General features: G+C 35.4%; 23 protein-coding genes. 13 read left to right on the forward strand and 10 right to left on the reverse strand.

All coding sequences use genetic code 11. The features are described 5' to 3' along the window. Nucleotides 1-172: 172 nt before the first annotated feature. Nucleotides 173-1,072 (reverse strand): magnesium transporter CorA family protein, encoded by a 900-nt coding sequence (locus BMX24_RS02925; protein WP_089790577.1) that lies wholly within the window; start codon nt 1,070-1,072, stop codon nt 173-175. Nucleotides 1,073-1,144: 72 nt separating this feature from the next. Here BMX24_RS02925 and BMX24_RS02930 point away from each other — a divergent pair, with 72 nt between their 5' ends. The 3 genes from BMX24_RS02930 to BMX24_RS02940 all read left to right on the forward strand — a co-directional run bounded on the left by BMX24_RS02930 (nt 1,145) and on the right by BMX24_RS02940 (nt 4,619). Continuing rightward, entirely contained in the window at nt 1,145-2,167 is a 1,023-nt protein-coding gene (locus tag BMX24_RS02930) for a 3-oxoacyl-ACP synthase III family protein (RefSeq protein WP_089790578.1), read from the forward strand. 339 nt (nt 2,168-2,506) lie between these two features. Further along, nucleotides 2,507-3,211 (forward strand): hypothetical protein, encoded by a 705-nt coding sequence (locus BMX24_RS02935; protein WP_089790579.1) that lies wholly within the window; start codon nt 2,507-2,509, stop codon nt 3,209-3,211. A 319-nt stretch (nt 3,212-3,530) separates the two neighbouring features. Further along, nucleotides 3,531-4,619: a hypothetical protein gene (locus tag BMX24_RS02940; RefSeq protein WP_089790580.1), complete on the forward strand. Its 1,089-nt coding sequence runs from the start codon at nt 3,531-3,533 to the stop codon at nt 4,617-4,619. A gap of 354 nt (nt 4,620-4,973) precedes the next feature. Here the strand turns inward: BMX24_RS02940 and BMX24_RS02945 are convergent, their stop codons facing one another. Both BMX24_RS02945 and BMX24_RS02950 read right to left on the reverse strand, forming a co-directional pair. Then, nucleotides 4,974-5,375: a helix-turn-helix domain-containing protein gene (locus tag BMX24_RS02945; protein ID WP_089790581.1), complete on the reverse strand. Its 402-nt coding sequence runs from the start codon at nt 5,373-5,375 to the stop codon at nt 4,974-4,976. Between the two features lie 29 nt (nt 5,376-5,404). After that, nucleotides 5,405-5,782 (reverse strand): helix-turn-helix domain-containing protein, encoded by a 378-nt coding sequence (locus BMX24_RS02950; protein WP_089790582.1) that lies wholly within the window; start codon nt 5,780-5,782, stop codon nt 5,405-5,407. Nucleotides 5,783-5,964: 182 nt separating this feature from the next. On the opposite strand from BMX24_RS02950, the gene BMX24_RS02955 reads away from it, so the two are divergent. The 4 genes from BMX24_RS02955 to BMX24_RS02970 all read left to right on the forward strand — a co-directional run bounded on the left by BMX24_RS02955 (nt 5,965) and on the right by BMX24_RS02970 (nt 9,669). Beyond that, on the forward strand, nt 5,965-6,216 hold the full coding sequence (locus tag BMX24_RS02955) for a hypothetical protein (protein ID WP_089790583.1): 252 nt from the start codon (nt 5,965-5,967) through the stop codon (nt 6,214-6,216). 16 nt (nt 6,217-6,232) lie between these two features. After that, complete coding sequence (locus BMX24_RS02960) at nt 6,233-7,015, forward strand: GLPGLI family protein (RefSeq protein ID WP_089790584.1); 783 nt, start codon at nt 6,233-6,235, stop codon at nt 7,013-7,015. Between the two features lie 1,075 nt (nt 7,016-8,090). Continuing rightward, nucleotides 8,091-8,321: a hypothetical protein gene (locus tag BMX24_RS02965; RefSeq protein ID WP_089790585.1), complete on the forward strand. Its 231-nt coding sequence runs from the start codon at nt 8,091-8,093 to the stop codon at nt 8,319-8,321. Nucleotides 8,322-8,394: 73 nt separating this feature from the next. Further along, complete coding sequence (locus BMX24_RS02970; protein WP_089790586.1) at nt 8,395-9,669, forward strand: hypothetical protein; 1,275 nt, start codon at nt 8,395-8,397, stop codon at nt 9,667-9,669. A gap of 97 nt (nt 9,670-9,766) precedes the next feature. On the opposite strand, the gene BMX24_RS02975 is transcribed toward BMX24_RS02970, so the two are convergent. Then, nucleotides 9,767-10,927, reverse strand: a complete 1,161-nt coding sequence (locus BMX24_RS02975; protein WP_089790587.1) for a thioredoxin family protein — start codon at nt 10,925-10,927, stop codon at nt 9,767-9,769. A gap of 280 nt (nt 10,928-11,207) precedes the next feature. On the opposite strand from BMX24_RS02975, the gene BMX24_RS02980 reads away from it, so the two are divergent. Beyond that, a complete protein-coding gene (locus BMX24_RS02980) occupies nt 11,208-12,083 on the forward strand; it encodes a helix-turn-helix domain-containing protein (RefSeq protein WP_170835643.1) in 876 nt (291 codons plus the stop codon). A gap of 282 nt (nt 12,084-12,365) precedes the next feature. Further along, the gene (locus BMX24_RS21320; protein ID WP_228404652.1) at nt 12,366-13,430 is read left to right on the forward strand and encodes a hypothetical protein; all 1,065 of its coding nucleotides are present in this window, start codon (nt 12,366-12,368) and stop codon (nt 13,428-13,430) included. Between the two features lie 97 nt (nt 13,431-13,527). Here BMX24_RS21320 and BMX24_RS02990 read toward each other — a convergent pair whose 3' ends face one another. The 6 genes from BMX24_RS02990 to BMX24_RS03020 all read right to left on the reverse strand — a co-directional run bounded on the left by BMX24_RS02990 (nt 13,528) and on the right by BMX24_RS03020 (nt 19,245). Next, on the reverse strand, nt 13,528-13,731 hold the full coding sequence (locus tag BMX24_RS02990) for a hypothetical protein (protein WP_089790590.1): 204 nt from the start codon (nt 13,729-13,731) through the stop codon (nt 13,528-13,530). Nucleotides 13,732-13,867: 136 nt separating this feature from the next. Continuing rightward, complete coding sequence (locus BMX24_RS02995; RefSeq protein WP_228404654.1) at nt 13,868-15,130, reverse strand: thioredoxin family protein; 1,263 nt, start codon at nt 15,128-15,130, stop codon at nt 13,868-13,870. Between the two features lie 19 nt (nt 15,131-15,149). After that, nucleotides 15,150-15,299 carry a hypothetical protein gene (locus BMX24_RS03000; protein WP_228404657.1) on the reverse strand — a complete coding sequence of 50 codons (150 nt, stop codon included), beginning with the start codon at nt 15,297-15,299 and terminating at the stop codon, nt 15,150-15,152. A 393-nt stretch (nt 15,300-15,692) separates the two neighbouring features. Then, entirely contained in the window at nt 15,693-17,318 is a 1,626-nt protein-coding gene (gene pruA / locus BMX24_RS03005) for an L-glutamate gamma-semialdehyde dehydrogenase (RefSeq protein ID WP_089790592.1), read from the reverse strand. A 179-nt stretch (nt 17,319-17,497) separates the two neighbouring features. Beyond that, nucleotides 17,498-18,601: a DNA topoisomerase IB gene (locus BMX24_RS03010; RefSeq protein ID WP_089790593.1), complete on the reverse strand. Its 1,104-nt coding sequence runs from the start codon at nt 18,599-18,601 to the stop codon at nt 17,498-17,500. Between the two features lie 206 nt (nt 18,602-18,807). Next, the gene (locus BMX24_RS03020; RefSeq protein ID WP_089790595.1) at nt 18,808-19,245 is read right to left on the reverse strand and encodes a DUF6526 family protein; all 438 of its coding nucleotides are present in this window, start codon (nt 19,243-19,245) and stop codon (nt 18,808-18,810) included. Nucleotides 19,246-19,722: 477 nt separating this feature from the next. Here BMX24_RS03020 and BMX24_RS03025 point away from each other — a divergent pair, with 477 nt between their 5' ends. From BMX24_RS03025 to BMX24_RS03040, 4 genes are all read left to right on the forward strand, one after another. Further along, entirely contained in the window at nt 19,723-21,492 is a 1,770-nt protein-coding gene (locus BMX24_RS03025) for an aminopeptidase P family protein (protein WP_089790596.1), read from the forward strand. 487 nt (nt 21,493-21,979) lie between these two features. Further along, nucleotides 21,980-22,819, forward strand: coding sequence for a hypothetical protein (locus BMX24_RS03030; protein WP_089790597.1), 840 nt, complete (start codon nt 21,980-21,982; stop codon nt 22,817-22,819). Nucleotides 22,820-22,981: 162 nt separating this feature from the next. Beyond that, the gene (gene mnmE, locus BMX24_RS03035) at nt 22,982-24,367 is read left to right on the forward strand and encodes a tRNA uridine-5-carboxymethylaminomethyl(34) synthesis GTPase MnmE (RefSeq protein ID WP_089790598.1); all 1,386 of its coding nucleotides are present in this window, start codon (nt 22,982-22,984) and stop codon (nt 24,365-24,367) included. A 160-nt stretch (nt 24,368-24,527) separates the two neighbouring features. Then, nucleotides 24,528-25,670 carry a site-specific integrase gene (locus tag BMX24_RS03040; RefSeq protein ID WP_089790599.1) on the forward strand — a complete coding sequence of 381 codons (1,143 nt, stop codon included), beginning with the start codon at nt 24,528-24,530 and terminating at the stop codon, nt 25,668-25,670. Nucleotides 25,671-25,749 lie beyond the last annotated feature (79 nt).

Raw genomic sequence — 25,749 nt, forward strand, 5'->3', positions numbered from 1 at the left:
GATGTAGAATCTCTGAATATTTGAGTGAGATTGCTTCACAGTTTGCAATGACAAGCTGTTGTGATTTAACATAATAAATTTACAACGTTCTGTTCATTCGTTTTTACGATTTAAAATTAATTATATTTAAAATCTTAAAGCATGGGGTTTTTACTAAATCTCACAGGTAAAATCACCATTGTTTTCTTCTGGCATAGATAAAAGTGCAGATCACGACCAAAGCCATTAATCCCAATGTGAAAAAATACCCGTATTTATGATGCAGTTCCGGCATATTGTCGAAGTTCATCCCGTAAACTCCTGCAATAAAGGTGATCGGTAAGAAGTACACCGAATAGATCGCCAATACTTTCATCACCTGATTTGCTTTTTGGTCGGATAATGCCAGAAACATCGAAATAAGGTTGGTAATCTGGAGATTCAGATGGTCGAAATCGGCCACAACATCTTTATGTTTGTCTTTCAAATCGACTACTTCGGAATCCTGTAGTCCCAAAAGCCTGAATTTATCAACCGCATCGGTAGAAATGGTCAATACCCTTGAATTTAATCCGGATTTCCTTTTAAGTTTATATAATCTTTTAATCTGATTGGTATGGTTGGTATTTTTCAGGAAAATCTCATTTTCGATGTTATCCATGGTTTCCAGAAGGCTTACGGATTCGTCATCGAAACTTTTCATTATTAATAAAGCAATTTTCAGGGCAATGGTTTCGGGAGTGGTTTCTTCCTGTAAAATTGAGATCTGTTTTTTGGTTTCATAGATGCTTTTGGTTTTCATCCTGTGAATGGTGATAATGGTTTTATCGATAAGGAAAATCCCGATTTTTGTGCTGATATCACTTATGGTGTTGAGGTTTTTGCGTTCCAGTTCGGTGCTTTCGCGAAGAAGGAAAAACTTTACGTCTCCGTCTTCTTCATATTTTGGTAAGTGGTTCGGGTCCAGGGTATCTTCCAGGAGAAGGTTGTTGATTTCGTATCTTTCATGAAGAAATTTCAGGTCTTCCGCAGTTGGAGCCTCTACATCTACCCAGTCACATTGGGCGTTTCTGAAAATTGTGTCAATTGGCATAAGTAAAAATACTAATATTTTGAAAAACGATGTATTAAATAAGTTTTATCTTTGTCAAAATTATAAAACTATATGATTAAAAGTACAATAAAAGGGATTGGTTTTCATGTCCCGGATAACGTTGTTACCAATGATAATCTAGCAGAATTAATGACCACCAATGATGAATGGATTACGGAAAGAACGGGCATCAAAGAAAGAAGACACAGAAAAGACCGATATGATTCTCAGGAAACCACTGCTTACTTAGGTTTCAAGGCTTCGGAAAAAGCGATTGCCAAGGCAGGTCTTACTTCAAAAGATATCGACTATATTATTTTCGCGACCCTTTCTCCGGATTATTATTTTCCGGGATGTGGTGTTTTGCTGCAGGAGATGTTGGGCTGTGATACGATCGGAGCTTTGGATGTGAGAAATCAGTGTTCGGGGTTTGTGTATGCGATGAGTGTGGCTAATGCTTTTATTAAATCAGGTACTTACAAAAATATTTTGGTGGTAGGAGCTGAGATCCATTCTTTCGGGCTGGATTTTTCTGATGAGGGAAGAGGTGTTTCCGTGATTTTCGGAGATGGGGCAGGAGCGATCGTGCTTTCTGCAACGGAAGATGAAAATGCAGGAGATGTGCTGGCGTTTAATATGCATTCTGAAGGAAAATATGCAGATGAACTTTGCACCCAATTCCCGGGTTCTAAATTCGGATGGAGCGACAGAATGAGAAAAGATCCTGAAAATGTGACGAATAAAGAAATTTATCCGATCATGAACGGAAATTTTGTTTTCAAACATGCGGTGACGAGATTCCCTGAAACGATGATGGAGGCTTTGGATAAAGCCGGAAAAACCATCGATGATGTAGATATGTTTATCCCGCATCAGGCGAATCTGAGAATTGCCCAGTTTGTACAGCAAAAATTCGGATTGCCGGACGAGAAAGTCTTCAACAACATCCAGAAGTACGGAAATACGACGGCGGCATCTATTCCTATTGCTTTAAGTGAAGCGATCGAGCAGGGGAAAATCAAGAGAGGAGATCTGGTACTTTTATCAGCTTTCGGAAGTGGATTTACCTGGGGAAGTGTTTTGTTTGAATATTAAAATTAAACATCAATATATTAAAAAGACGGAAATATTTTTTCCGTCTTTTTTGTATTTAGAAATTATATTTCCGGATAAGATTGATTAATTATTGCTTTTTTGGTTATTATTTTTACTGTTTAAGGATGAATATTTTAATTTTATTCTGAAATGAATGTTTGTTTTTTAGTTAATATTTTAATTTTAATTAAAATTCTACTATTTGTGACTTAATTTTAATTATTTGGTTTTCAATTAGTTATTTTAAAGTGGTATATGCATGGTATACCATTTTTTTTGTGTTCTGACTGAATTGTTATCTCTTTGTTCAAAATTTTCAAATTTTAAAAATACTAAGCGATGAGAGTAAAATTTTTAACAATTCTATTATTGATTATAAGTGCATCATTTTTGAAAGCACAAGTGGGTGTGAATACAACGACCCCACAAAAAACTTTACATGTGAATGGTTCTTTACAGGTAGTAAATGAATTAAACGTAGGAGGTGATGCCTCGAAAGCGGGAGATGCGGGTACGGCCGGACAAATTCTGACATCTAACGGAGCCGGAACTGCACCAAGCTGGCAAACACTGAACATACATAGCGGAACAATTTCTAATGCATATTATGTACAGGGAACTACCGGCTTAACTATCCCGGCGGGAACAACGGCTGATGTACCGGGAGTTACCATTACATTAACAGTTCCTGCAGGCCGCACACAGACTTTTTTGTTTAATATTTTAGGATATGCGGTTAACCCTTCTCCTGGTACCGGCAAATCTTCACAAGGGGTCTTCAGTCTATTACAAAATGGAACTAAAATATCTTCTGCATATACTTCTAATGTTGGAAATGCAGGTGGGGGATTTGTAGATTTTCCTATACCTGTTACTTTTTTGAAAGCTGTATCGCTTCCTTCGGGTACTTATACTTTTAAAGTTCAGTACAAAGCCTGGGCTGGTGATCAAAGGGTTAATCATAATCCTACTGCTTATGCCGGATATGACGGAGATGCAGAAGCCATGCTTACCAAAATGCAGGTGCTGGTATACAATAACTAAATTTTTTTTGTAGGAATACTAAAAACACTTTATGATGTAAAATGAGTCGGAAGAATTTTCTTCCGGCTTTTTGGGTTGATTTCCTGTCATTAAACATACTACTGCTAAACTCATTTTTATATTTCCTGAATTTGGCTGATTTATATACGTGAAATAAAATATTTTCTATTAAAAAAAATAATTTAAAACTAATTATTTTATTATTATTTTAATTAATTGTGATATTTATTGGTAATATGTCATTTATGTTATATTATTTTTATAAATTTATGTAAAATAATGACTTTTGTTAATAAATTACAAATTAAAAACAGAAAATATGAAAAAGAAAATCTTATTCGGGACTTTACTATTTCCTTTATTCTTTTGTGCTCAGGTAGGAATAAACAATAATGTTCCTGCTTCGACGCTAGACATTACTGCCAAAAATGCGACTGGAACTTCTACTAATGTGGAAGGTCTTTTGGTTCCAAGAGTAGACAGGCAAAAAGCTCAGTCTATGGCTTCTGTTCCTGTATCTACTTTAATTTATGTAAACAGTATTGCTACCGGAACTCAAACAGGAACTGCAGTAAATGTAGATGCTGCTGGATACTATTATTTTAATGGTACGGTTTGGATAAAACTAAACCCGAGTGTAAATATTTATAATTCCGATGGTACACTTACCGGAAACCGAACCGTTACTCAGAATGCAAATACGCTGGCTTTTACCGGCACGGCAACCAATGCATTTTCTGTAGATGGTACCACTTTATCGGTAGATGCAGCAAATGACAGGGTAGGTGTCGGCACGACAACCCCGCAAAAAACACATCATGTGAATGGTTCTTTACAAGTCGTAAATGAATTGAATGTAGGAGGTACTGCCTCTACAGCAGGAAGTGCGGGAACTACAGGGCAGCTTCTCACATCCGGAGGATCAGGAGCTGCTCCCAGCTGGCAAGCTCTGAATACGATGAGCGGAGCTCTGTTCAATACCTATTATGTACAAGGGACAACAGAATTGAATGTAGCGCAGGGAACTACTGCTGATGTACCGGGAGTGACTCTTACAGTAACTGTTCCTGCAGGCCACACCCAGACTTTCATGTTTACTATTATGGGATATGCGGCTCAGACTGCAACAGGAGCCTCACAAGGGGTTTTTATTTTACTTCAGAACGGTACCAAAATTAGCTCAGCTTACGCATCATCCAGTGATGGAAGTGGTTTGTCGAGACTTCCGCATCCGGTTACTTTTTTAAAATCGGTTACACTTACGGCAGGAACTTATACTTTTAAAGTGCAATATGATGCATGGGTAGGGACTCAGGCTGTTAATTTTGTTCCAAGCTTTTATGGAGGATATAATGGCGACGTAGAGGCTATGCTTACCAAAATGCAGGTATTGGTATACAATAACTAAATTTTTCAGAAAAAAAATAAAAATCGCCGGAGAAATTCGGCGATTTTTTTGATATATAGGGTTTTATAATCTTAATATTTTTTATAAAAGCAGTTTATATTTTATGGCTAAATAAAAGGTGGACTTATTTTTATTTCCCAATAGTTTATAAATAAGTAAACGTCACCTGAAAATCATGATGTTACCTGTTTTTTCGAATGACTTAATGCCTATATTTGAAAACGATCCAGTCGGATTATAGTGGAAAATATTTTAGACCCCACATATAATTTTATATCTCATAGTTTATGTTTTTAGAATCAGCGCGTCTTGAAAAAGGCGTGCTTTTTCGTACCTAAACCAGAGACATGAAATCTAGTTTTTCAGAAGTTTTTCGATCAGCTTATTCTGCATTTCCATAAGCTGACTGATTTGTTCTTGTTGTTTTGTAATTTGTTCTTGATTTTGCACAAAACTTTTAAACAAATCTCCATCAATGTTGTTGTTTATTGTATAGTTTCTAAAATATCCAACAGCTGAATTATTACTTGTTTCAATGTCATTAATAACAGTATCGCCTTCCAGAAAATATTGAGGTTCTACCTTAAAAAACTCTGCTACTCGCTGCATAAAAAGAAAGTCTATTTTTTCAATAGAGCCGTTTTCTATTTTGCTGAGATAGCTTTGTGAAATATCCAGTTGGAAAGCCAGGTCTTCCTGCGAAATTTCCTTTTGTTCTCTTAATTTTTTTATTTTAAAACCAATGCTGTTATTCATACGATATCGAATTGAAATGTAAAGATAATCTAGTTTTTCAGAAGTTTTTCGATCAGCTTATTCTGCATTTCCATGAGCTGGCTGATTTGTTGCTGATTTTGCATGACGCTTTTAAACAAATCATTATCAATATTATTATTTATTGTAGACATATGAATATTACCCACAGCAGAATTATTACTTGTTTCAACATTAAAAATTGTATCACCTTCCAGAAAATATTGAGGTTCTACCTTAAAAAACTCTGCTACTCGCTGCATAAAAAGAAAGTCTATTTTTTCAATAGAGCCGTTTTCTATTTTGCTGAGGTAGCTTTGTGAAATATCCAATTGGAAAGCCAGGTCTTCCTGCGAAATTTCCTTTTGTTCCCTTAATTTTTTTATTTTAAAACCAATGCTGTTATTCATACGATTTGGAAATTGAAATGTAAAGATAATCTTTTTACCAGAATATTTTTATTCCGATCGGAATAGTATTTTATTCTATTTGGAATTGTCAGGTAGGGAATTGTTTCACATTTTTGGGAAAAGTTTCGCGAAATACTTTTGGTGTAAAAAATTATTATTAATTTCAAAATTCTAAAAAACAAATGAAGAGAATTTTTTTATTGGCAGCAATGGCAGTTGCCGGAACAATAAGTGCCCATACTTCCGTGGCTGAAATGAAAGCAGAATCCAAAGTGATTTATAATCCTATAAAAATTACTTCCTCTTGCGGGTATACCCAATATGTCACAGTAGGAGCAAACGATGATCCTTTGTGCTATCTTGTAGATGCAGACCAAATGGAAATAGATTGCGACAGTCCGTTTGAAAATCCGCAATATGGTTACAACCCTTAGAAAACCAAACTTTTAGATGCGTTATTACTTTTCAATTTTATTGCTCTTTTCTTTCTTTTTTGCATGTTCCCAGCAGAAAGAAGAAAAATCCTTTTCCGATCTTGAGGTTCTTTATGAATATTCTTTTACCAGAGATACGACAGATGTAGATCCCAGTCACCGGTCAAAAGAGCTCATGGTTTTAGATTGTAATCCCCGGTCATCAATATATTATAGTAGGCAATATGTAGCGGCAAGAAAGGTTTTTGAGCAAGCCGGTATTGCTGCCCAGACTTCGGCGAATGTGGAAATCCGCACTGCTGATCTTCCCAAATACAAAATAAGTTACTCGATATATAGGAATGGCTCGCAAATCTATTACACAGGAAACATCTTTCGGGACGTCTTTACATTCGAAAGTACCTATCTGAAATGGAATACGAATTATGATGAGGTAAAAACGATTCTCGGATATCGATGCAACAAAGCGACAACCAATTTTAATAACAGGATATTTACGGCTTGGTATACGAAAGATATTCCGATTTCGGAAGGACCTTACAGGTTTAAAGGATTGACAGGTTTGATTCTGGAAATCAATGATGAAAAAAATTACCACTCATTCAAAGCAATAGGTATAGAAAAAAAGCAGACGGAAATAAAACCCCTGCAAAAAGGCATTCCTGTAACAAGGGAGCAGTATATTAAAAAGAGAGAAGAATTTAAAAGTAATCCGTATCCGGAAAGAAAGAATCTTCCCAAAGAGAGAAGAGATCAGATGATTGAATCTTTTAAAAAGGAAGTTCCGTTGGAACGATAAATCAGGCACCTGCATCAGCGGGTGTTTTTTTGATAAAAAACGGTTTGAGTTTATTAACTAAATATTAATTAAAATAAATTGATATTCGTAAGATTGGTGGTTTTTTGTTAATATTTTCTTAAAATTTTAATATTTCTTTAAATTTTTTTAATCTTGATTTTAAAATGATATTTGATAAATATTAAATTTAATTTACATAATAACTTATTTTCTTATAATTAATTTAAATCTATATGATTTTTTTTATCTATATTTACATATGGGTAACGGTAGTAGTTTCAACAATTTTTTTGTTAAAGATTACCTGAAAATATGAACTAAAATGAATAGCTAGGAATAGATATTATTTAAATATAAGAACATAAATCACCACAAATAAATAAACTATAGGAGACACAATCAGGCACAAAAAACAAGCTGTTAAATAATAGGTTGGAAAATCTAAAAACACAACACGAAAAATTTATATGTTCCTTTAATATTGTAAATTAAACTTGTTTGAACGCAATCCTGAAAATCCGCAGAATCTTCTGCGGATTTTTATTTTGGTAAAAATCCAAGCATACCTTCCACATTCTGGTAAAAAAAATCTTGTTTTATACATTTCATCAAAATACCTTTTAGAATAATTGAATGTAAATTTTTTTCGGGGGAGAAACGGGTAACGATGTATAAATCACTTGTTATTGATGTTTTTGATTTATTCTGTTATTAATTTTATATGTAAATATGTATTTTTTAATATTATTCATAATAGGCTGTTTGAAGAAATAATTTGAAGTGAAAATGTTAGAGTTAATTCAATATATTGTGTTTTTAAAGAATAATTGTTATATATACTATTGATAATGATAATTATTTGCGAAAAATTAATTTTTTTTATTTATATTTTGTTAATATTTCATGATAAATATCATATGGTTGTGATATAAAATACAGGAAAATGCTTTAATAAGCGCGTTTTTGCTAAATATTTTTTTTTCAAATTAATAAGTAATTATTAAAAATTATACGAAAAATTAAAAATGGTTTGTGAGTTTTATTTGTTTTTTATATTTTTGGGACTTAAACAACAATGATGAAAAAAACTTTATCTGCAGCTATTTTGCTGACAGTTACCTCTCTTTGCTATGCTCTGCTAAATACTCCCGGTTCTACGTTGGGTATTATTGCTAAAACTTCTTTACATACTTCAAGAAATGGTCATGATCTGTTCTCTTCAAGAGGGGGTATTGAAAAATCACAACCAATAATTTTAATTCCCCATTTGAGTATTTATTCAGGCGGTAACGTATTGATAAATTAAATACAAAGAAGTACGGAACTTCAATAACAATGGTTGACTTTAAAAAAACAACAATAAATTAAAAATATAAATTATGAAAAAAGCTTTATCTGCAGCTATATTACTAACAGCCGCCTCATTTTTTAATGCACAGGTTGGTATTAATACACCTACTCCAAGTTCTACATTGGATATTACTGCAAAAAATTCTACGGGTACTTCAAAAAATGTTGATGGTCTTCTCGTTCCGAGAGTAGACAGAGAAAGAGCGCAATCTATGAGTTCTATCCCTGTCTCTACTTTGATTTTTGTTGATAGTGTGGTAAGAGGAACTCAAACAGGAAATGCCGTAAATGTCGATACGGTAGGGTATTACTATTTTGACGGCAATGTCTGGGTAAAGCTGAATGCAGGAAGCTCCGGCTCTTCGGTGAATATCTATAACTCGGATGGTACTGTTTTGACTAACAGAACCGTAACACAGAATGATAAAACCCTTACTTTTACAGGTACGGCCACCAACGCATTTTCAGTAGACGGAAAAACTTTTTCGGTAGATGCAGCCAATGATAGAGTAGGAATAGGTACAATGGCTCCGGTTGCGAAACTTCATGTGGAAGGTATTGAGTCTCAATTTACAAACGCAACTTCAAAATGGGCGCTGTCTCCGGAAGGAACATCGCCAAATTCACAACTAAGCCTTGTTGACAGAAATAATAATATTCGCCGTATCATAATGCAGGAAAACGGAAATGTATTTTTGGGCGGAAATATGGGGAGTGTTGGAGCTAATGCGACCATAAGTGCTGTAGGAGGAAATGTTGGAATTGCCAATACAGCTCCTACCAATACCTTGGATGTAAATGGTACGGCAAGAGTAAGAACTGTGAATTCTGTTGCAGACAATGTAATTTCGACTCCGGTACACGCAGATGCTAATGGTGTTTTTGTAAAAATGAACCCTGGTACCTATGGGAGTGTTATTGCATCTTCTTCTCCTGCTATTACGCCCGGAGCTACAGCTACTGTAATATCAGGATTAGCATTAGGAGCTATTTATAAAGCTGTTGTTTCTGTCTCGAATTGGTGTACGGATGTCGCTATTGCCGAATATTATATTTATAATGGAAGTTATCCCACCCTTACCGGGGACGACGGAGTTGTAGGAACTACAGGATCTAAACCTACATTTACCCAAGCCAGCACAGTGACTACCCATACAACATGGAATCCGATAGGTTGTCAGGATGGAAGTAATACCACCGGTTTTAACTATACTATTTCGCTAGTGGGAGGTGGTACTGTCAATATTACCAACAACGGAAATATTGTTAAAAATTATAGAATTGTTCTTACAAGAATGAACTAAAATTCAAAAATGGAAAGATATTTTATTATTTAAACTATTATTAAAAAACAGCTCCGGCATCGAAGATGCCGGAGCTGTTTATTTCTATGTATTTTAATTAAAGGGTTTTCAACAGCTTTTCTGTGTCTGCAGAATCCTGTCCTTCTTTTTTAGCCAGTTCAATAGATTTTTCTGCCCAAAGCTTAGCATTTTTCTTGTCTCCGATCTTGTTGTAAAGATTGGCCAATGTATCTGTATTGGCATAATTTTCATTTTTCTTTACAGATTCCTGAGCCCAGGTTACTGCTTTTTCCAGAGAAGATTTAGTATTCACATTTTCAAAGAAGTTCCATGCTATTGAGTTCAGCTCTTCTGAATTCGCAGCTGAAGTATCTTTATATAATTCCAAACTTAATTTTTCGTAAGTTGGGATGTCTTTATCTTTCAAAGCTCTGCCTGCTTTTGCTCTTTTCAGAATCTTTTCAGCTTCATCTTTTGTTAAGAATTTTTGCGCTTCCGTCATGAAATAGCTGTCGTTCCAAGTTTTTGTATCGGCATTGTAAGACTTCTTGAAAATACTGTTGATCTTGATATTTTTGTCAATAGCATCATATTTTTCTGCAGGAAGAATTTTCGTGATTTCCACTTTTCTGGCTTGGAACATTTTGTACAAAGGGCTGTCTGTATTTTGTGCTCCGGTAAGCAGCATTTGTACATCTCCTCTGTCTAGTTCTGTTTTTCCGCTCAAATAACGCTCCATCACACGTCCTGCAAATTCAGAATCATTGTACATCGTAAGCTCAGCAAGATTTTTCAAAAACTCAGGATCTTTTTCCCCGTTTTCGAATCTTTGCTTTAATGTTCCTATTCTTTTACTAGGATCTCCTGCATCTTTTGCAAATTGGATGAAGTCGTTTTCTTCAACATAACCCAGCGTTCTGTGTACCACCTCACCGTTTCCGTCTACGAAAAGATAAGTAGGAAAGGCTTTTACGTTGTATTTTTTAGCAAGATCAATACCTTCACCTTTCTCCATATCGATTTTGGCGTTTACAAAGTGAGAATTGTAATAATCCCCGACTGCTTTCTGTGGGAAAACATTTTTCACCATCAGTTTGCATGGCCCGCACCATGATGCGTAGGCGTCGATGAATACAAGTTTATTTTCTTTTTTAGCTTTGGCTAAAATGGTTTTGAAATTGGTGTCTTCAAATTTAATTCCCTGTGCAAAGGCAATTGCTCCGATGAAAAGGGAAGAGAGTATTGCTAATTTTTTCATAAATACTTTTTATTGATTGCAAATGTAATAATAATGCCTACAAATTAGTCATCATCTGATTAAAATAGTTACAACTAAGTTTTGATTATTTTTTTAATGGAAGGTTAAAAAAAGAGAAGGGTAAGTTATTAAAATAAACGATTGTTTAATTTTTAGTTTAAAATATTAATTAATATCGTAAAATTTTAATAAAATATAAATTATTCTTAAGTTTGCACCCAACAAAAAGACACCTCTGAGATGATGAATTATTATAATAACCATGATAATTTGTTGCTTTATGTCTAAAAGTTTTTACAAGCTTTTGTTTTTTATTGTTGCTGCTTTACTCACATTTCCCACTCATTTTCTTCACCACACGAAAAATTTCAAAAAATTATTTCCTTTAGCAGAAATCAATATCTATAAAATTCCTTTGCCTGAGAAAGATTATGCAAAAACAGTTGCAGCAATAACGGTTTCTCCTGAAAATTCAACAATAAAATCTGAAAAAAGAAGCACAGAGATAAGTATTGCTAAAAATATCGCGATTATTATTCTGGCAGCCGCTTTGGTTGGATTGTTTGTCTATTGTAAATCCAAACAGAAAAAACAGTTTTCGAAATTCAGAAATATTATCAGAAACCACTATGTTCAAATTAATAAAGAAAACAATTCCGAACCAGTAAAGGAAGTTGCAGAACCGGATTTTTCAAATATTTCCGTAGAAGAGGTTTTTAAGAAAAAAGATGATCATAAAAAAAGGAATGAATCCCTCATGACATCCGAGACAGAAACAAAATTGCTTGAACTTTTGAATGATTTTGAGAAAGGAAGTCTTTACAATAATAAGAATATGTCCCTGCCTTTTCTGGCCGGAGAACTCAATACCAATACAAAATATCTTTCATACATTATCAATCAACATAAAAGCGCAGATTTTAAAACGTATATTAATCGTTTGAGGATAAATTACATCATCGATAAGCTTATTAATGAAGAAAAATACCGGCAATATAAGATCAGTATCCTTGCTGATGAGTGCGGTTTTTCTTCCCACAGTAAGTTTGCCGCCGTTTTTAAAGCGGAAACCGATTTTTCTCCATCTTCCTATATAAAGCTTTTAGATTCTGAAAACCAATCAGATAAACATGTTCATTTTCAGGAAAACAATTAGAATGATTCGCGATTTAAACAATTATTCTTATCATTTTCCCGAAAACGGATAAGTAATTGTTTTATGCCAATCGATCACTTCAATATCTTTGCAGCAGTTTTACGGGACATAACCCATACTGCAGTCTGTCACACTTTTTCTCAAGGAAAATTTCCTTTTTTAAAAGAAAAAATCTCGTATTTCACACCTAAACACTAAAACTAAAAACTACTAGCGGTACCGGATATCTAACCAATATTTTGTGCCAGACCATGAACATTAAACTAGTATTAAATTAAACGGATGAGAACAACTTTAACGGTCGTTATGGCATCTGTATTGTCCAATCTTGCCTATTCGCAAGTAGGAATCAATACGGCTGACCCGATAACGAGTCTGGATGTCGTTGCCAAAACAAACGACGGATCTTCTGCGGAAGGAATTTTACCACCGAGACTTACGGGAGATCAGATCAAAGCGGGAGATAACCAGTATTTTCCACAACATGCGGGAGTCATTGTATATGCAACAGCTCCTGTAGGTGTACCCAGTACCAAAACCATCAACATTACTTCTGTAGGATTGTATTATTTTGATGGTGCGGTTTGGGTAAAAATGATGCAGGGAGACGGGAGAAACTTCAGCACACAGGCGGCAGGTGATATTAAGCATTCTATACAGCCTATTGATCACAATGGGTGGTATTTACTGGATGGAAGAGACGTTTCCACTCTTCCCGCAGGAGCAATGAATGCCGCGGTAAGCTTAGGCTTCCCGTCCAAATTGCCAAATGCTGCAGATAGGGTTCTAAAAACAAAAAACAATGTTGAAATTTTAGGTAGCGTTGGCGGAAGTAATACGTTACAGATTGAAAAAGAAAATCTTCCGAGTGTAAATTTTACGGGTACTATCAGCGGAAATACCAACGCCGCAGGAGTTCATACCCACACCATGAGCGGAACCGCGATAAGTGCGGGAGCGCATACCCATTCCGTATCGGGAACTGCAGCCAGTGCAGGAGCGCACGCTCACGGCCCGACTTCTGGAGGAGGTTTTCTATTGGGAGGAACAAATGCCGGAAACAACGGAACAGGTAATTATCAGGGGAACGGTTCGCCGGGAGCCTGGGGAAATGTCGGTATTGGAGGAACTACGGCCAATGCAGGAGCTCATACACATTCTGTGACAGGAACCGGAGCCAATGCAGGAGCCCATACCCATAATCTTGATGTAGATGCTGCCAATGCGGGAAATCATACCCATACGGTGACAGGAACGGCAACGGTAAGCTCAGGAGGAACGGGTGAAGCTTTGGATAACAAATCTGCGTATCTGGTAGTGAATACCTTTATCTATCTGGGAGAATAATTTTAAGATTTTTCTATACAATAATCGGGGTGATTGCCCGGTTTTTTTCAGTCAAGTTTTTTTAAAAGATAAAACCGCAGTTTCTGCGGTTTTATTATTATTTTGTTTTTACAGTATCGTTTACTTTTGTGGAGTCTATTTCTGGCCCGATCTCTGAATTGGCAACTGCAGAATCTCCCATCGAGTTTCGCATGGCGCTTTTGTCATGATCATCTTTAAATTCTTCCCTTTTCTCTTTATTCTGAGCGCAGCTTGCTAAAAAAAGAGAACCTACAACAGCTCCTAACAATAATTTTTTCATAGTTAATTTCTTTAAATGTTTAGTATAATCAAATATAATGATATTGGATAAAAGATAAAAGAAATTTATTGGAAACCTTAGTCGTTTATCATACGGGTATTATAATAAAAATTTACAAATAAGTATCTGTAGATTTTTATTTTAAACTGTCTAATAATTTCTGAATATCAGCATTAAGATCCTCACTTTGGTATTTAGCTTTCTTTGCTTCTTCAAGAGCTTTTTCAGCATATATTTTAGCATTAGTTTTATCTCCAAGCTTATTATAGAGACCCGCTAAAGTAAAAAAAGTCATTGAATGTGGATTTCTTTTTGCTGCATCAGAAGACCATAGCAATGCTTTTTCTAAAGACGATCTTGTTTTGATATGATTTAGAAAGTTTTGTGCGACATAGGCCAGCTCAAGAGGCTCTTCATTAGAATAATTATCTTTATATTTATCCAAAACCATTTTTTCGTAAGCTGCATAGTTTTTATTTTCAAGTGATTCACTTATTTTTTCATTAAATAAAATTTTTTCAGCCTCTTCTTTTCCGAAAAATTTTTGTGCTTCTGCTAAAAAGACTTTTTCATCAAGTTTTTTTGATTTTTCATATGCTTTTTTTCGAATGCCTTTTAGTATTACAAATTTATTATACTCATCAAAATTTTCTTGAGATATTAATTGTATGATCTTAGATTTATTTTCTTGTAGTAGTTGATAGCGGCTATCATCTGTACCATTGATAGAAGTAAATAGCATCATTGCATCTTCTTTATCAATTTCAGGTTTTACGGTAAAGTAGCGTTTAAAGACCTTAGGATTATATGCATCATCATCATTTGTCAGCTGGATAAGGCTTTTTAGAAGTTCCGGATCCTTTTCTCCAGCATCAAATCTTCTTTTGAGAGTGGTAATTTGTTTAGAAGGATCCAGAGCATCTTTCCCAAGCTGAATGAATTCTTGTTCATCCATAGAAGACATTGTCCGATGTATTTCCTTACCATCCCCGTCCAGAAATAAATAAGTAGGGTATACTTTTACATTATATTTTTTTGCAATTGCAATACCTTCTCCCTTCTCCATATTGAATTTTGCATTAATAAAATTGGAATTGTAATAATCACCTACAGATTGAAGCGGAAAGATTTTTTTTGCCATTATTTTACACGGAGCGCACCAAGAAGTATAAGAATCTATAAAAACAAGTTTGTTTTCTTTTTTAGCTTTAGCAAGAATTTCAGAAAGTTTGTTTTCTTCAAATTTGATTCCCTGTGCATAAGTAAGAAGTCCTATTGCCGTAAAGGCAACAAATAAGATTTTTTTTATCACTGTGTTGTTTTTAGGATACAAATATAATTTATTTTCAAATAAGTAAATAAAAAAAATCCACAGAGCTTTCATCTGTGGATTTTCCATTTTAAGTTAAACTTTATATTTACTTAACAGGTGTTGTGGCCGCTGAATCCGTTTTAATCTTGATACTGTCAGGATTTGTTGTCTTAGTAGTCATTGTATCAGTCGTAGCAGGCGATACACTTTGTGTTGTATTGTCTACTGCTGTCGAATCTTTACTACTTGTTGACATTGAGGATTCCTTTGTTCCGCAACTCACTGCGAATATTCCTAAACCTACGGCTATTAACAAAAACTTTTTCATAATACTTTGTTTTGGTGTGTGATTTTTAAAATTCAATAATTATTCCGAAAAGGTTTAATTTTTATTAAAATATCAATAAATTAATGTAAAAATTGTTAAAAAAAGTAGAATTTGATTAAATGTTAAATGTTCAATGTTCAATGTTCAATGTTCAATGTTTAATGTTTAAAGTTTAAAGTTCAGGGTAAAGCAATAACTAATAACAATAAACAATTAACTGTCAACAAGCAATCATCAATAAAAAAGCCCCGAAACCGAAATTCAGAGGCTATATGTATTGATGAAGCAAATTACTTATTGCCCATTATTTATTACTTATGATTACCCAAGATAAGGATATCTGTAATCTTTAGGAGAAACAAAAGTTTCTTTGATACTTCTTACGGAAGTCCATCTCAATAAGTTCATTTTCGAACCTGCTTTGTCGTTTGTTCCGGAAGCTCTACCACCACCGAAAGGCTGCTGACCAACAACTGCACCTGTAGGTTTGTCATTGATATAGAAATTTCCTGAAGCATTTTCCAACGCTTTGAAAGCTTCATTGATCGCATAACGATCCTGTGCAAAAACAGAACCCGTTAATGAATAAGGAGAAGAAGAATCTACCAGTTGTAAAGTTTCTTTCCAGTCTTTATCTTCATAAACGAAAACAGATAAGATCGGCCCGAAAATTTCTTCCACCATACTTTCGTACTGAGGATTTGTCGTTTCGATTACAGTCGGGTGTACAAACCATCCTTTAGAATCATCAGTTTTTCCGCCGATCGCTACGTTGGCTTCACTGGATGCATTGGCTCTGTCGATATATCCTTTGCATTTTTCGAAAGAATTTTTATCGATTACCGCGTTCACGAAGTTTGAAGGATCTTCAGGAGAACCGATTTTAATAGAATTGATCTGCGTTTCCATTACTTTTTTCACATCAGCCCAAAGAGACTGAGGAATATAAGCTCTTGAAGCGGCAGAACATTTTTGCCCTTGATACTCGAAAGCACCTCTTACCAAAGCCGTTGCTACAGCTTCTACATTGGCAGAAGGGTGGGCGATAACGAAGTCTTTCCCTCCAGTTTCTCCTACGATTCTCGGATATGTTCTGTAATTGTGAATATTGTCACCGATCATTTTCCACATTCCCTGAAAAACTTTTGTAGAACCTGTAAAGTGAAGTCCTGCAAAATCTCTATGAGCTAAAACTTTCTCAGCAGTATCTTTTCCGTCTGTAAAGATCATGTTGATTACCCCTGCAGGAAGACCCGCTTCAGTAAGAACATCCATGATTACTTTTGCAGAATAAACCTGCTTGTCAGATGGTTTCCAAACCACTACGTTTCCAAGCATGGCCATACAAGTCGGCAAATTTCCTGAAATCGCTGTAAAGTTGAACGGCGTTACTGCAAAACAGAATCCTTCCAATGGTCTGTATTCTACACGGTTCCAGATTCCGCTGTCGGAAACCGGCTGCTCAGAATACATTTCCGTCATGAATTCTACGTTGAATCTTAAGAAATCGATAAGCTCACAAGCAGAATCTATTTCAGCCTGATGAACATTTTTAGACTGTCCGATCATGGTAGCGGCGTTGATTACATCTCTGTAAGGTCCGGCTAAAAGATCAGCTGCTTTTAAGAAAATTGCTGCGCGCTGTTCCCAGCCCAGTTCGTTCCATTCTTGCTTGGCTGCCAATGCCGCGTTGATAGCATCATCCACATGCTGCATGGTACCTTTATAGTAAAACCCGAAATCATGAGCATGATCCTGAGGAGACTGAAGCTGAACTTTTTCGTTAGTTTTTACTTCTTTTCCGTTGATGATCATTGGGATTTCTATCTTTTCTGCCCACATTTTTTTGTATTGAGCGATAAGGCTTTTTACTTCCGGAGTTCCCGGTGCATAAGAATTTACCGGTTCGTTTACTGCAAATGGTACTTGCGAAATTGCTTTTGACATATTACGTTGTATTATTTTTTAATTTGCTAATGATACAAATTTACAACATTTAAAATTGATTTTGTTGATAGATGAATATGTGAATTGTCAATTTTGCTTAGCAAGTGAATAGTGAATTTTAAAAATAATACTTAAAAAATTGCCAGGCAAAGCGAATTGACCATTAACTATTGACGTTTCTACATTTTTTCGTTTTCCAAAATCTTCAACACCAGTTTTTCTTCCTGGGTTAAGCCTGCTTTTCCGTCATTTTGTTCTATTTCTTCAAGCTCGTCAAGATATTTTTTAATGGTATTGTTTTCGTAAAGGTTGATTACCAAAGGATGTACGTAATATTTTCTGCAGACGGTGCTTGTATTTCCGAGGTGGGAAGCTACAATTTCCAAAGCTTCTTTTACTTTTTTCTTGTATTCCGCATGGGTTTCTGCGTAGCCGATTTCTTTAAAAGCAATTAATGCACTTACCGTTCCCGACCAGGTTCTGAAATCTTTTGCCGTAAAATCTTCCCCGCTGATTTCTTTAATATACTCATTCACCATTCCCGAATCGATGGAGTGGCGGTTGCCTTCATCATCATAATATTGAAACAGCTCTTTTCCGGGAATATCTTTACATTTCTGAACGAGTCTGGCCAATCTTCTGCTTTTCAGATCGACATTGTGCATGACTCCTTTTTTACCTTTAAATGAAAAAGTAATTTTCTGCCCGTTGATTTTTACGTGTTTAACTTTTAAAGTCGTTAAACCAAAAGAACCGTAGAGTTTTTCGTAGGCATTATTTCCGATCCGGATGTTGGTTCTCTGCATTAAACTTACGATTAATGCCAGGATTTTCCTCTTTTCAAAATTCCTCAAAGCCAGATCCTGCTCCACATGAAGCCTGATGTTCGGAAGAGCGTATCCGAACTGTAGCATTCTGTAAAACTTTGTGTGATTTCGTAAGGCATTCCATAGAGGGTGATAACGATACTGTTTCCTCTTTTTTACATCAAATCCCGTTGCCTGAAGGTGTCCGTTGTCCAAAGCACAGATCCAGACATTCTCCCAAGCCGGGGGAATAACGAGTTTGTTGATTCTTGAGATCTCGTCCTTATCCTTGATTTTTTCGCCGTCTTTATAATAAGAATATTTCTTTCCGGTTTTTTTCCGAATGATACCGGCCGTTTCTGCATCGGAAGTATATACTAGATGTACCGCCTTTGCAGAAGCCTCCGGATCTCTCATAATCTTGACAATCTTAGAAGGGTTCAGATGGGAAATGATTTCTAAGTCTGAATTTTCCATAAGATTTTTTGGTTAAGAGTTCTTACCCCTTGAAAATAGCCATAATATAATAGCTAATACGCCAACTACTAATATAATTCCCCACCACATTCCTGCCTTAAAGATTGTCTCTATCGCTTCACAACTTGTTAGTGTTAATAAACATAAGATCATAATACTGTATAAGCTCCATTTTTTCATAGCAATTTATTTTGGTGTTTATTATTCTAAATTCTGTGATGGTCTGCTCGCCAGTTTTTGATGGATTTTTTGATTTCGTTCCCCGAAATATTTTCATGAAGTGCTTTGTACAACAGCTCTTTAAATTCATCATCATAAGCAAACCTCAATGCTGCAATCTGATCAAATCCCAACTTGCTTTCAACTTCATCAGACCTCTGGCCGAATAACTCAAAATACCTTTGTTTGAATTCCAGTCTTACCAAACGGTTTTGAAGTCCCAGCGCATAATGCTGTCTGATCATAATTGCCAGATAGAAAAGCAGAAAAATAACAATCGAAAATAAAATCCAGATCAGTTTATTAGGCTCATCATTAAAAATTTTCCAGATCCCGAAAACTTCCAGCAGAATTAATAATGGAAGATAAATAAAATGATGTGGCGGATAAAATTTCCTGTGATTTTGATAACTCTGACTTTCCATATTGTGTAATATAGCAAGAATCTTTCCAAAATGTTAAATTTTTAATAATAATTGATATTTGTGGTATCTAAATATTGTTGATTGTACTGAAATGCCTAAAATTTTTCAATAATTAAACCGGAAGCTTGTCAGGAAATTTATTATTTAAACTTCCATAAACTCTTTTTTAGGAGCTTTATCCTGCTTTCCGCACTCGCTATTTTCTGTTTTTTTTTCGGGCGAGCCAAAGGCTCGCCCGAAAAAAAAACAGAAAATGAGCTCAAACAAATGCTTCAATCAGGGCTAGGGTTGCAGGTTTCATTTAGAAATATTCGATATTAAATTTAATCTCCGGTTGGTAATTCAAGTTATAAAGTCACATTTAAATAAATATATCAACAGAATTATTTATAAAAAAATTAGCATTATCTCTCCTGAAAAATATACCGGGAACACTCAAAAATTCGTAACTTCCGATCTTTAAAAATTCAATAAAAAATGACTTCAAAGGAAAAAGTAGCTGCGCTTCGTGAAGAAATGCAGAAAAATAATGTTGATGCATTTATAGTATATTCTGCAGATCCGCATATGAGTGAATACTTGCCGGAAGAATGGCAGGAAAGAGCCTGGCTGTCAGGGTTTTTAGGTTCTGCTGGTTTTGTGGTGGTTACCAAAGATAAGGCCGGACTTTGGACAGACGGAAGATATTACACACAGGCTGCCATCGAATTAGAAGGCTCCGGAATCGATCTTTTCAAAGACGGGCTGGAAGGAACTCCCAACTATATCGACTGGATCATTTCCGAAATTCCGGCAAACGGAAAAGTAGCGGTAAATGCATTGGCAACTTCTCACGCAAACTGGGAACTTCTTTCACAAAAATTCAATCCAAAACATATAACATTAGTTGATCTTCCTCTTTTAAAGGAAATCTGGAAAGACAGAGGAACACCTTCCAAAAATCCAATCTTTGTGCACCCTGTAGAAAGAGCAGGAAAATCTGTGACAGATAAGATCGCTGCAATCCGCCAGAAAATGGAAGAGCAGGAAGCTACGGTTCATATTATTTCAAGCCTTGATGATGTTGCATGGACATTGAATCTGAGAGGAAGTGATGTAGAAAGTAATCCTGTATTTCTGGGATACATCATTATCACTAAAAATGATGCGATTCTCTTCACTGGCCTTGAAAAATTAGAGGTTGAGGCAAGAAAATCAATGGACGATTCTTTCGTTAAAATGATGCCTTATGAAGAATTTTCAAATCATTTAAAAACTTTCAGAAATGAGAAAATTCTCGTTTCTCCAAACAGCAATCAGTCAATTTTTGAAGCATTAAAATCTGAAAATCAATTCATCAAAGCGCCGGTTCCCGGAAATCTGATGAAAGCCCAGAAAAACGAAACTGAACTGGAAGGTTTCAGAAAAGTAATGGTAAGAGACGGTGTTGCTATGGTAAAATTCCTGTATTGGCTCACTCACAATGCCGGAAAAGAAGCAATGAACGAGTATTCCATCGGTGAAAAGCTGAGAGGTTTCCGTGCGGAAGGTGAAAATTTTGTAGGGGAAAGCTTCGGAAGTATCGTCGGATATAAAGATAATGGCGCTATCATGCATTATTCCGCAAAAAGCGAAGGAAGCAAAGACGTGACAAATGATGCGAGCATTCTGGTAGATTCCGGAGGTCAATACCTTGAAGGAACAACAGATATCACCAGAACATTGGCTTTGGGAGCAGTTTCGGATGAATTTAAAAGAAACTCAACATTGGTGTTACAAGGCATGATCCGTTTATCGATGGTGAAATTCCCGAAAGGTACAAGAGGTGTTCAGCTTGATGCCATTGCAAGACTTCCGTTGTGGATGTCCGGAAAAGACTACAATCACGGAACAGGTCACGGTGTGGGAAGTTTTATGAATGTGCATGAAGGTCCGCAAAATATCAGAAAAGATATGAATCCGCAGGAGCTTTTGGTAGGCATGGTTTGTTCCAACGAACCTGGATTTTATGTGGAAGGAGAATACGGAATCCGTCATGAAAACCTGATCGCCGTAAAAGAATCGGAAAAAACCGCTTTCGGTACTTTCTACGAATTTGAAACATTGACGTTCTGCCCATTCTTTAAAGATACAATCGTAAAAGAAATCCTTTCCGAAGAAGAAATCGCATGGCTGAATAATTACCATAAAACCTGCGAAGAAAAAATCGCTCCATACCTGGAAGGGGAAGTGAAAAACTGGTTCCTGGAATTGGTAAGCCCACTTTAAAAAAGTGAAATAGTCAATTCTCAATTGTGAATTGATATTATTTAAATAATTCAAAGCCTTGTAATGAAAGTTACGAGGCTTTTCCGTTTATACAACCGTATTTTCACGGATAATTTTTAGGGTTTATCCTGATAGATTGGGAAATAAGGCAAGCTATCTTTGTATCAACAAAATGACACATCATTCATATCTTCATATACATTTAGTAAATTCAAAGCAGCGAATCATCTCAGTTCTTGGGATGATTTTTTTATTTTATTAATAATCATTTAAATGGAAAAGTCAAATTTGAATATTTTAAGCGGAGTAAGTCTGGAAGAGTACTGTCATACCTGATCATTAATTTTCAATTATGAAAAAAAATGATTGATTATTTAATTTTTTTATTAAATAATCTTGAAATAAATATAGATATTATTAAAAAAGAATAATATCTATATTTTTTGAATTAATTTTATTAACTTTACATTACACTAAATAAATAAGAATGAAAAAGAAAATTATTATTTTAATGTGCTTTTGTTCTTTATTACACACAACTTATGCACAAGTAGGGATCAATACATCTAATCCCCAAGCTACTTTTCATATTGACGGACAAAAAAATAACCCCTCAACAGGTGTTCCGAATATTGCCCAACAATCTGATGATATTGTAGGAACCTCAACAGGAAACTTAGGGTTAGGAACTACTGCTCCTACTGCTAAACTAGAGATTCAGACAGGTGGAACAACTGCTGCACCGATTTCGGGGATCAAGGTAGTTGATGGTTCTCAAACGGATAAATACGTATTAACTACAGATGCCTCGGGAAGCGCGCTCTGGAAACCTATTACTTTGACTACCATTATGGGAGTATTTCCTTCAAATGTAGGAGCCGGTAATTATACTTTCAAAACGACGGCATTATGGGATAAAACAAATGCATTTATTACCCTTCCTCCAGGAAGCTGGAGAGTAGATGTCACACAGCTTTTAAGAATAACTGGAGATGCACTTACAGGTGATCAGTATATGTGGCTTCGTTTTAGCTTCACTGATGATAATACACCCCTTAATCCTACACTAACAAACGATTTTTCTAACAATGCAAGATATATAAGTGCTCAAATTTCCGGACCAACAGTAGTCATGACAAATGTTTATAAATATGCCTTGGCACAAGGAAGCGTTTTGATAAATAATTCTTCCGGAGCTAATAAAACGTATTATTTAATTGTAGGCAGTACAACATCTTCATTTACAAGTACAGCAACCTGGTTGGAAAGGGTAGGAGCAAATATTTGGGGTGAAAACATTATAACTGCAATTCCTATTTCTCAATAAAACATAAATTTTATATATTCTATTACCTTATAATGTTTTCATTATAAGGTTTTTCTTTTAGTAGCGAATTTTAATTTACAACTTCTGATTGTGGCGGTGCAATGTATAAGAACTGTATTTGAAGAATTAAAAATTACCATTAAAAAACCGTAAATTTGCGGCATGAATAACGATACCATTTGTGCACTGGCTACGGCCAATGGAGTGGGAGCTTTGGGGATAATCAGGGTTTCCGGAAATGAGGCTTTACCGATAGTTCAGAAGAGTTTTCCTGCCAAAAATCTGGAAAAACAAAAATCGCATACCATCCATTACGGATATTTTGTGGATGGCGAAGAAGCGATTGATGAGGTAATGCTTTCGATTTTTTTGGCTCCGAAAAGTTTTACGACAGAAAATTCTGTGGAAATTGCTTTTCACGGCTCGCCGCATATTGGAAAACGTATTCTTGAAACCCTTATTAAAAATGGAGCGAGAATGGCAAAAGCGGGAGAATTTACGCTTCGTGCTTTCATCAACGGAAGGATTGATCTTTCTCAGGCTGAAGCCATTGCAGATGTCATTGCCTCTGAAAATGAAGCTTCAAGAAAGGTAGCCATCAATCAGCTGAAAGGTGGAATTACCAATGAAATTTCGTTGTTGAGAACCGACTTGCTGAATTTTGTTTCGTTAATCGAACTGGAACTGGATTTTGCAGAGGAGGATGTGGAATTTGCGGACAGAACGGCATTGGTTCAATTATTAAATAAAATTGAATTAAAATTAAACTCCTTGATTGAAAGTTTCCAATACGGAAATGCCATCAAAAACGGAACAGCGGTTGCCATCATCGGAAAACCGAACGCCGGGAAATCAACCTTATTGAATGCTTTGTTGAAAGAAGAAAGGGCGATTGTGAGCAATATAGCCGGAACGACAAGAGATACGATCGAAGAAGTTTTACATATTAAAGGTCATGCTTTCCGTTTGATTGATACCGCAGGATTACGGGAAACGATGGACGAAATTGAAGCCATCGGAGTGAAAAAAGCCAAAGAAAAAGTGGAAAACGCCAATGTTCTTGTTTATTTGGCCGATGCGGGAACAGAAGATTTTTCCGAAGATATCGAAATGATAAAATCTTTGCTGAGAGATGATCTGAAACTGATTATCTGCGCCACAAAAATCGATGAAGTGATTCCGACTCAATATGAAAAAGTGGAGGAAATTTTCAGAAACGAGATTTCTCAGGAGTTTGATTTTATTAAAATTTCCGCAGTTGAAAACCAAAATATTCAGGATCTGAAGAATGAATTGTCTTCTTACGTTGAACAATTAAAAACTGAAGAAAATAATGTGGTGATCACCAATCAGCGCCATTTTGAAGCTCTACGAAAGTCTCTGGCTGCTGTTCATAAAGTGAAGGAAGCCATTACTTTCCAGATTTCAACTGAATTGCTGGCGTATGAACTTAGAAATGCCCTGGAACATCTTGGCGAAATTTCAGGTGAGGTGACGAATGATGAGGTTTTGGGAAATATTTTTTCTAAGTTTTGTATCGGAAAGTAAATATGTTTTCTTTTGAATTCTTATTGTTTCTTTTAGTTTATTTTCAGTTATTTACTGTTTTTTTTACTTTCTCATGTGATCTTTTATTTTTATATTTGGTACACCTTATGTACACCTCAAATAAGAAAAGGTGTACAATTGTACACCTTAATTTACAAATATGCTGATTACACTAAAACAGAAGAAACTTAAAGATGGAAGAATAAGTCTGTATATAGAATATTATAAAGGATCAAATACAGATAGTAATGGTAAACGAATTCATATAAGGGATTTCGAATACCTGAAAATTTATTTGTATGAAAATCCCAAATCTGCTTCTGAAAAAAAAGCTAATAAAGAAAATGAAAAATTAGCAGAAGATATTTTGGCTATAAGAAAAACAGAGTATGTTCAGGGAAAATTTGATATTAAAAATACATCAAAAGGGAAGAGAAGGTTTTTGGAATATTTCGAAGAAAAAACGGAAGAAAAATCAAGCTCAGTAAACAATTATGGAAATTGGTATTCTACACTTCACCACTTAAAAAAAATCTTACCGAAAAATTTACTCTTTGAAGAAATTGATCCAACTGTTATCAAAAGGGTTAAAGATTATTTTGACAAAGACGCTAAGACCAAGAGTGATCTTCCGTTATCGTTGAATTCTAAATATTCTTACTTTAATAAATTCAAGGCTTGCCTAAGAAGTGCTTTTGATGAAGGGTATCTAACTATTAATTATGCTTCAAAAGTAAAGTCTTTTGAACAGGCGGAAAGCCAAAGAGAATACCTGACATTTAACGAACTACAATCACTGGCTAAAACTGAATGCAAATATCCGGTTTTAAAAAGGGCTTTTTTGTTTTCTTGCTTGTCGGGTCTAAGATGGTCGGATATCAACATGCTAATATGGTCGGAAGTTCGTGATGAGGGAGAAATGAGTAGAGTTAATTTTAGGCAGGAAAAAACTGACAGTGTGGAATATCTTTATATTTCTGTTCAGGCTCGGGCTCTATTGGGTGAAAGACAGGATCAACAAGATAGGGTTTTTCGAGGGTTAAAATATGGAGTGACCTACAATACTGAGATTGTTCGCTGGTGTAATCGTGCCGGAATTCCTAAACATATTACCTTTCACAGTGCCAGGCATACGAATGCTGTTCTTTTGTTGGAAAACGGAGCCGACATATACACCGTCTCAAAAAGGCTGGGACACCGTGAAATAAGAACCACAGCAATTTATGCAAAAATAGTGGATCAAAAAATGAAAGAGGCTGCTGAGATAATCCCTGAATTGATCATAAAGATTGACAATTTTTAATAAGACGTAAGAGCTTGTGATGTTTATCTTAGTGATATTTATTCGTAAAAATAGGAAAAAGTAGGCCATTATATTCCAA

The sequence above is a fragment of the Chryseobacterium wanjuense genome (assembly GCF_900111495.1).
Classification (GTDB): domain Bacteria; phylum Bacteroidota; class Bacteroidia; order Flavobacteriales; family Weeksellaceae; genus Chryseobacterium; species Chryseobacterium wanjuense.

Excerpts from the sequence above, each read along its gene's own strand:
- BMX24_RS02955 (WP_089790583.1), top strand. The coding sequence starts at position 5,965 with ATGAAGAGAATTTTTTTATTGGCAGCAATGGCAGTTGCCGGAACAATA.
- BMX24_RS02970 (WP_089790586.1), top strand. The coding sequence starts at position 8,395 with ATGAAAAAAGCTTTATCTGCAGCTATATTACTAACAGCCGCCTCATTT.
- BMX24_RS03040 (WP_089790599.1), top strand. The coding sequence starts at position 24,528 with ATGCTGATTACACTAAAACAGAAGAAACTTAAAGATGGAAGAATAAGT.
- BMX24_RS03010 (WP_089790593.1), bottom strand. The coding sequence starts at position 18,601 with ATGGAAAATTCAGACTTAGAAATCATTTCCCATCTGAACCCTTCTAAG.
- BMX24_RS03025 (WP_089790596.1), top strand. The coding sequence starts at position 19,723 with ATGACTTCAAAGGAAAAAGTAGCTGCGCTTCGTGAAGAAATGCAGAAA.
- pruA (WP_089790592.1), bottom strand. The coding sequence starts at position 17,318 with ATGTCAAAAGCAATTTCGCAAGTACCATTTGCAGTAAACGAACCGGTA.
- BMX24_RS03030 (WP_089790597.1), top strand. The coding sequence starts at position 21,980 with ATGAAAAAGAAAATTATTATTTTAATGTGCTTTTGTTCTTTATTACAC.
- BMX24_RS02930 (WP_089790578.1), top strand. The coding sequence starts at position 1,145 with ATGATTAAAAGTACAATAAAAGGGATTGGTTTTCATGTCCCGGATAAC.
- BMX24_RS02965 (WP_089790585.1), top strand. The coding sequence starts at position 8,091 with ATGATGAAAAAAACTTTATCTGCAGCTATTTTGCTGACAGTTACCTCT.
- BMX24_RS02975 (WP_089790587.1), bottom strand. The coding sequence starts at position 10,927 with ATGAAAAAATTAGCAATACTCTCTTCCCTTTTCATCGGAGCAATTGCC.
- BMX24_RS02980 (WP_170835643.1), top strand. The coding sequence starts at position 11,208 with ATGTCTAAAAGTTTTTACAAGCTTTTGTTTTTTATTGTTGCTGCTTTA.
- BMX24_RS02935 (WP_089790579.1), top strand. The coding sequence starts at position 2,507 with ATGAGAGTAAAATTTTTAACAATTCTATTATTGATTATAAGTGCATCA.
- BMX24_RS02950 (WP_089790582.1), bottom strand. The coding sequence starts at position 5,782 with ATGAATAACAGCATTGGTTTTAAAATAAAAAAATTAAGGGAACAAAAG.
- BMX24_RS02995 (WP_228404654.1), bottom strand. The coding sequence starts at position 15,130 with ATGGAAAATCCACAGATGAAAGCTCTGTGGATTTTTTTTATTTACTTA.
- BMX24_RS03000 (WP_228404657.1), bottom strand. The coding sequence starts at position 15,299 with ATGTCAACAAGTAGTAAAGATTCGACAGCAGTAGACAATACAACACAA.
- BMX24_RS03020 (WP_089790595.1), bottom strand. The coding sequence starts at position 19,245 with ATGGAAAGTCAGAGTTATCAAAATCACAGGAAATTTTATCCGCCACAT.
- BMX24_RS02990 (WP_089790590.1), bottom strand. The coding sequence starts at position 13,731 with ATGAAAAAATTATTGTTAGGAGCTGTTGTAGGTTCTCTTTTTTTAGCA.
- BMX24_RS02940 (WP_089790580.1), top strand. The coding sequence starts at position 3,531 with ATGAAAAAGAAAATCTTATTCGGGACTTTACTATTTCCTTTATTCTTT.
- BMX24_RS02925 (WP_089790577.1), bottom strand. The coding sequence starts at position 1,072 with ATGCCAATTGACACAATTTTCAGAAACGCCCAATGTGACTGGGTAGAT.
- BMX24_RS02945 (WP_089790581.1), bottom strand. The coding sequence starts at position 5,375 with ATGAATAACAGCATTGGTTTTAAAATAAAAAAATTAAGAGAACAAAAG.
- mnmE (WP_089790598.1), top strand. The coding sequence starts at position 22,982 with ATGAATAACGATACCATTTGTGCACTGGCTACGGCCAATGGAGTGGGA.
- BMX24_RS02960 (WP_089790584.1), top strand. The coding sequence starts at position 6,233 with ATGCGTTATTACTTTTCAATTTTATTGCTCTTTTCTTTCTTTTTTGCA.
- BMX24_RS21320 (WP_228404652.1), top strand. The coding sequence starts at position 12,366 with ATGAGAACAACTTTAACGGTCGTTATGGCATCTGTATTGTCCAATCTT.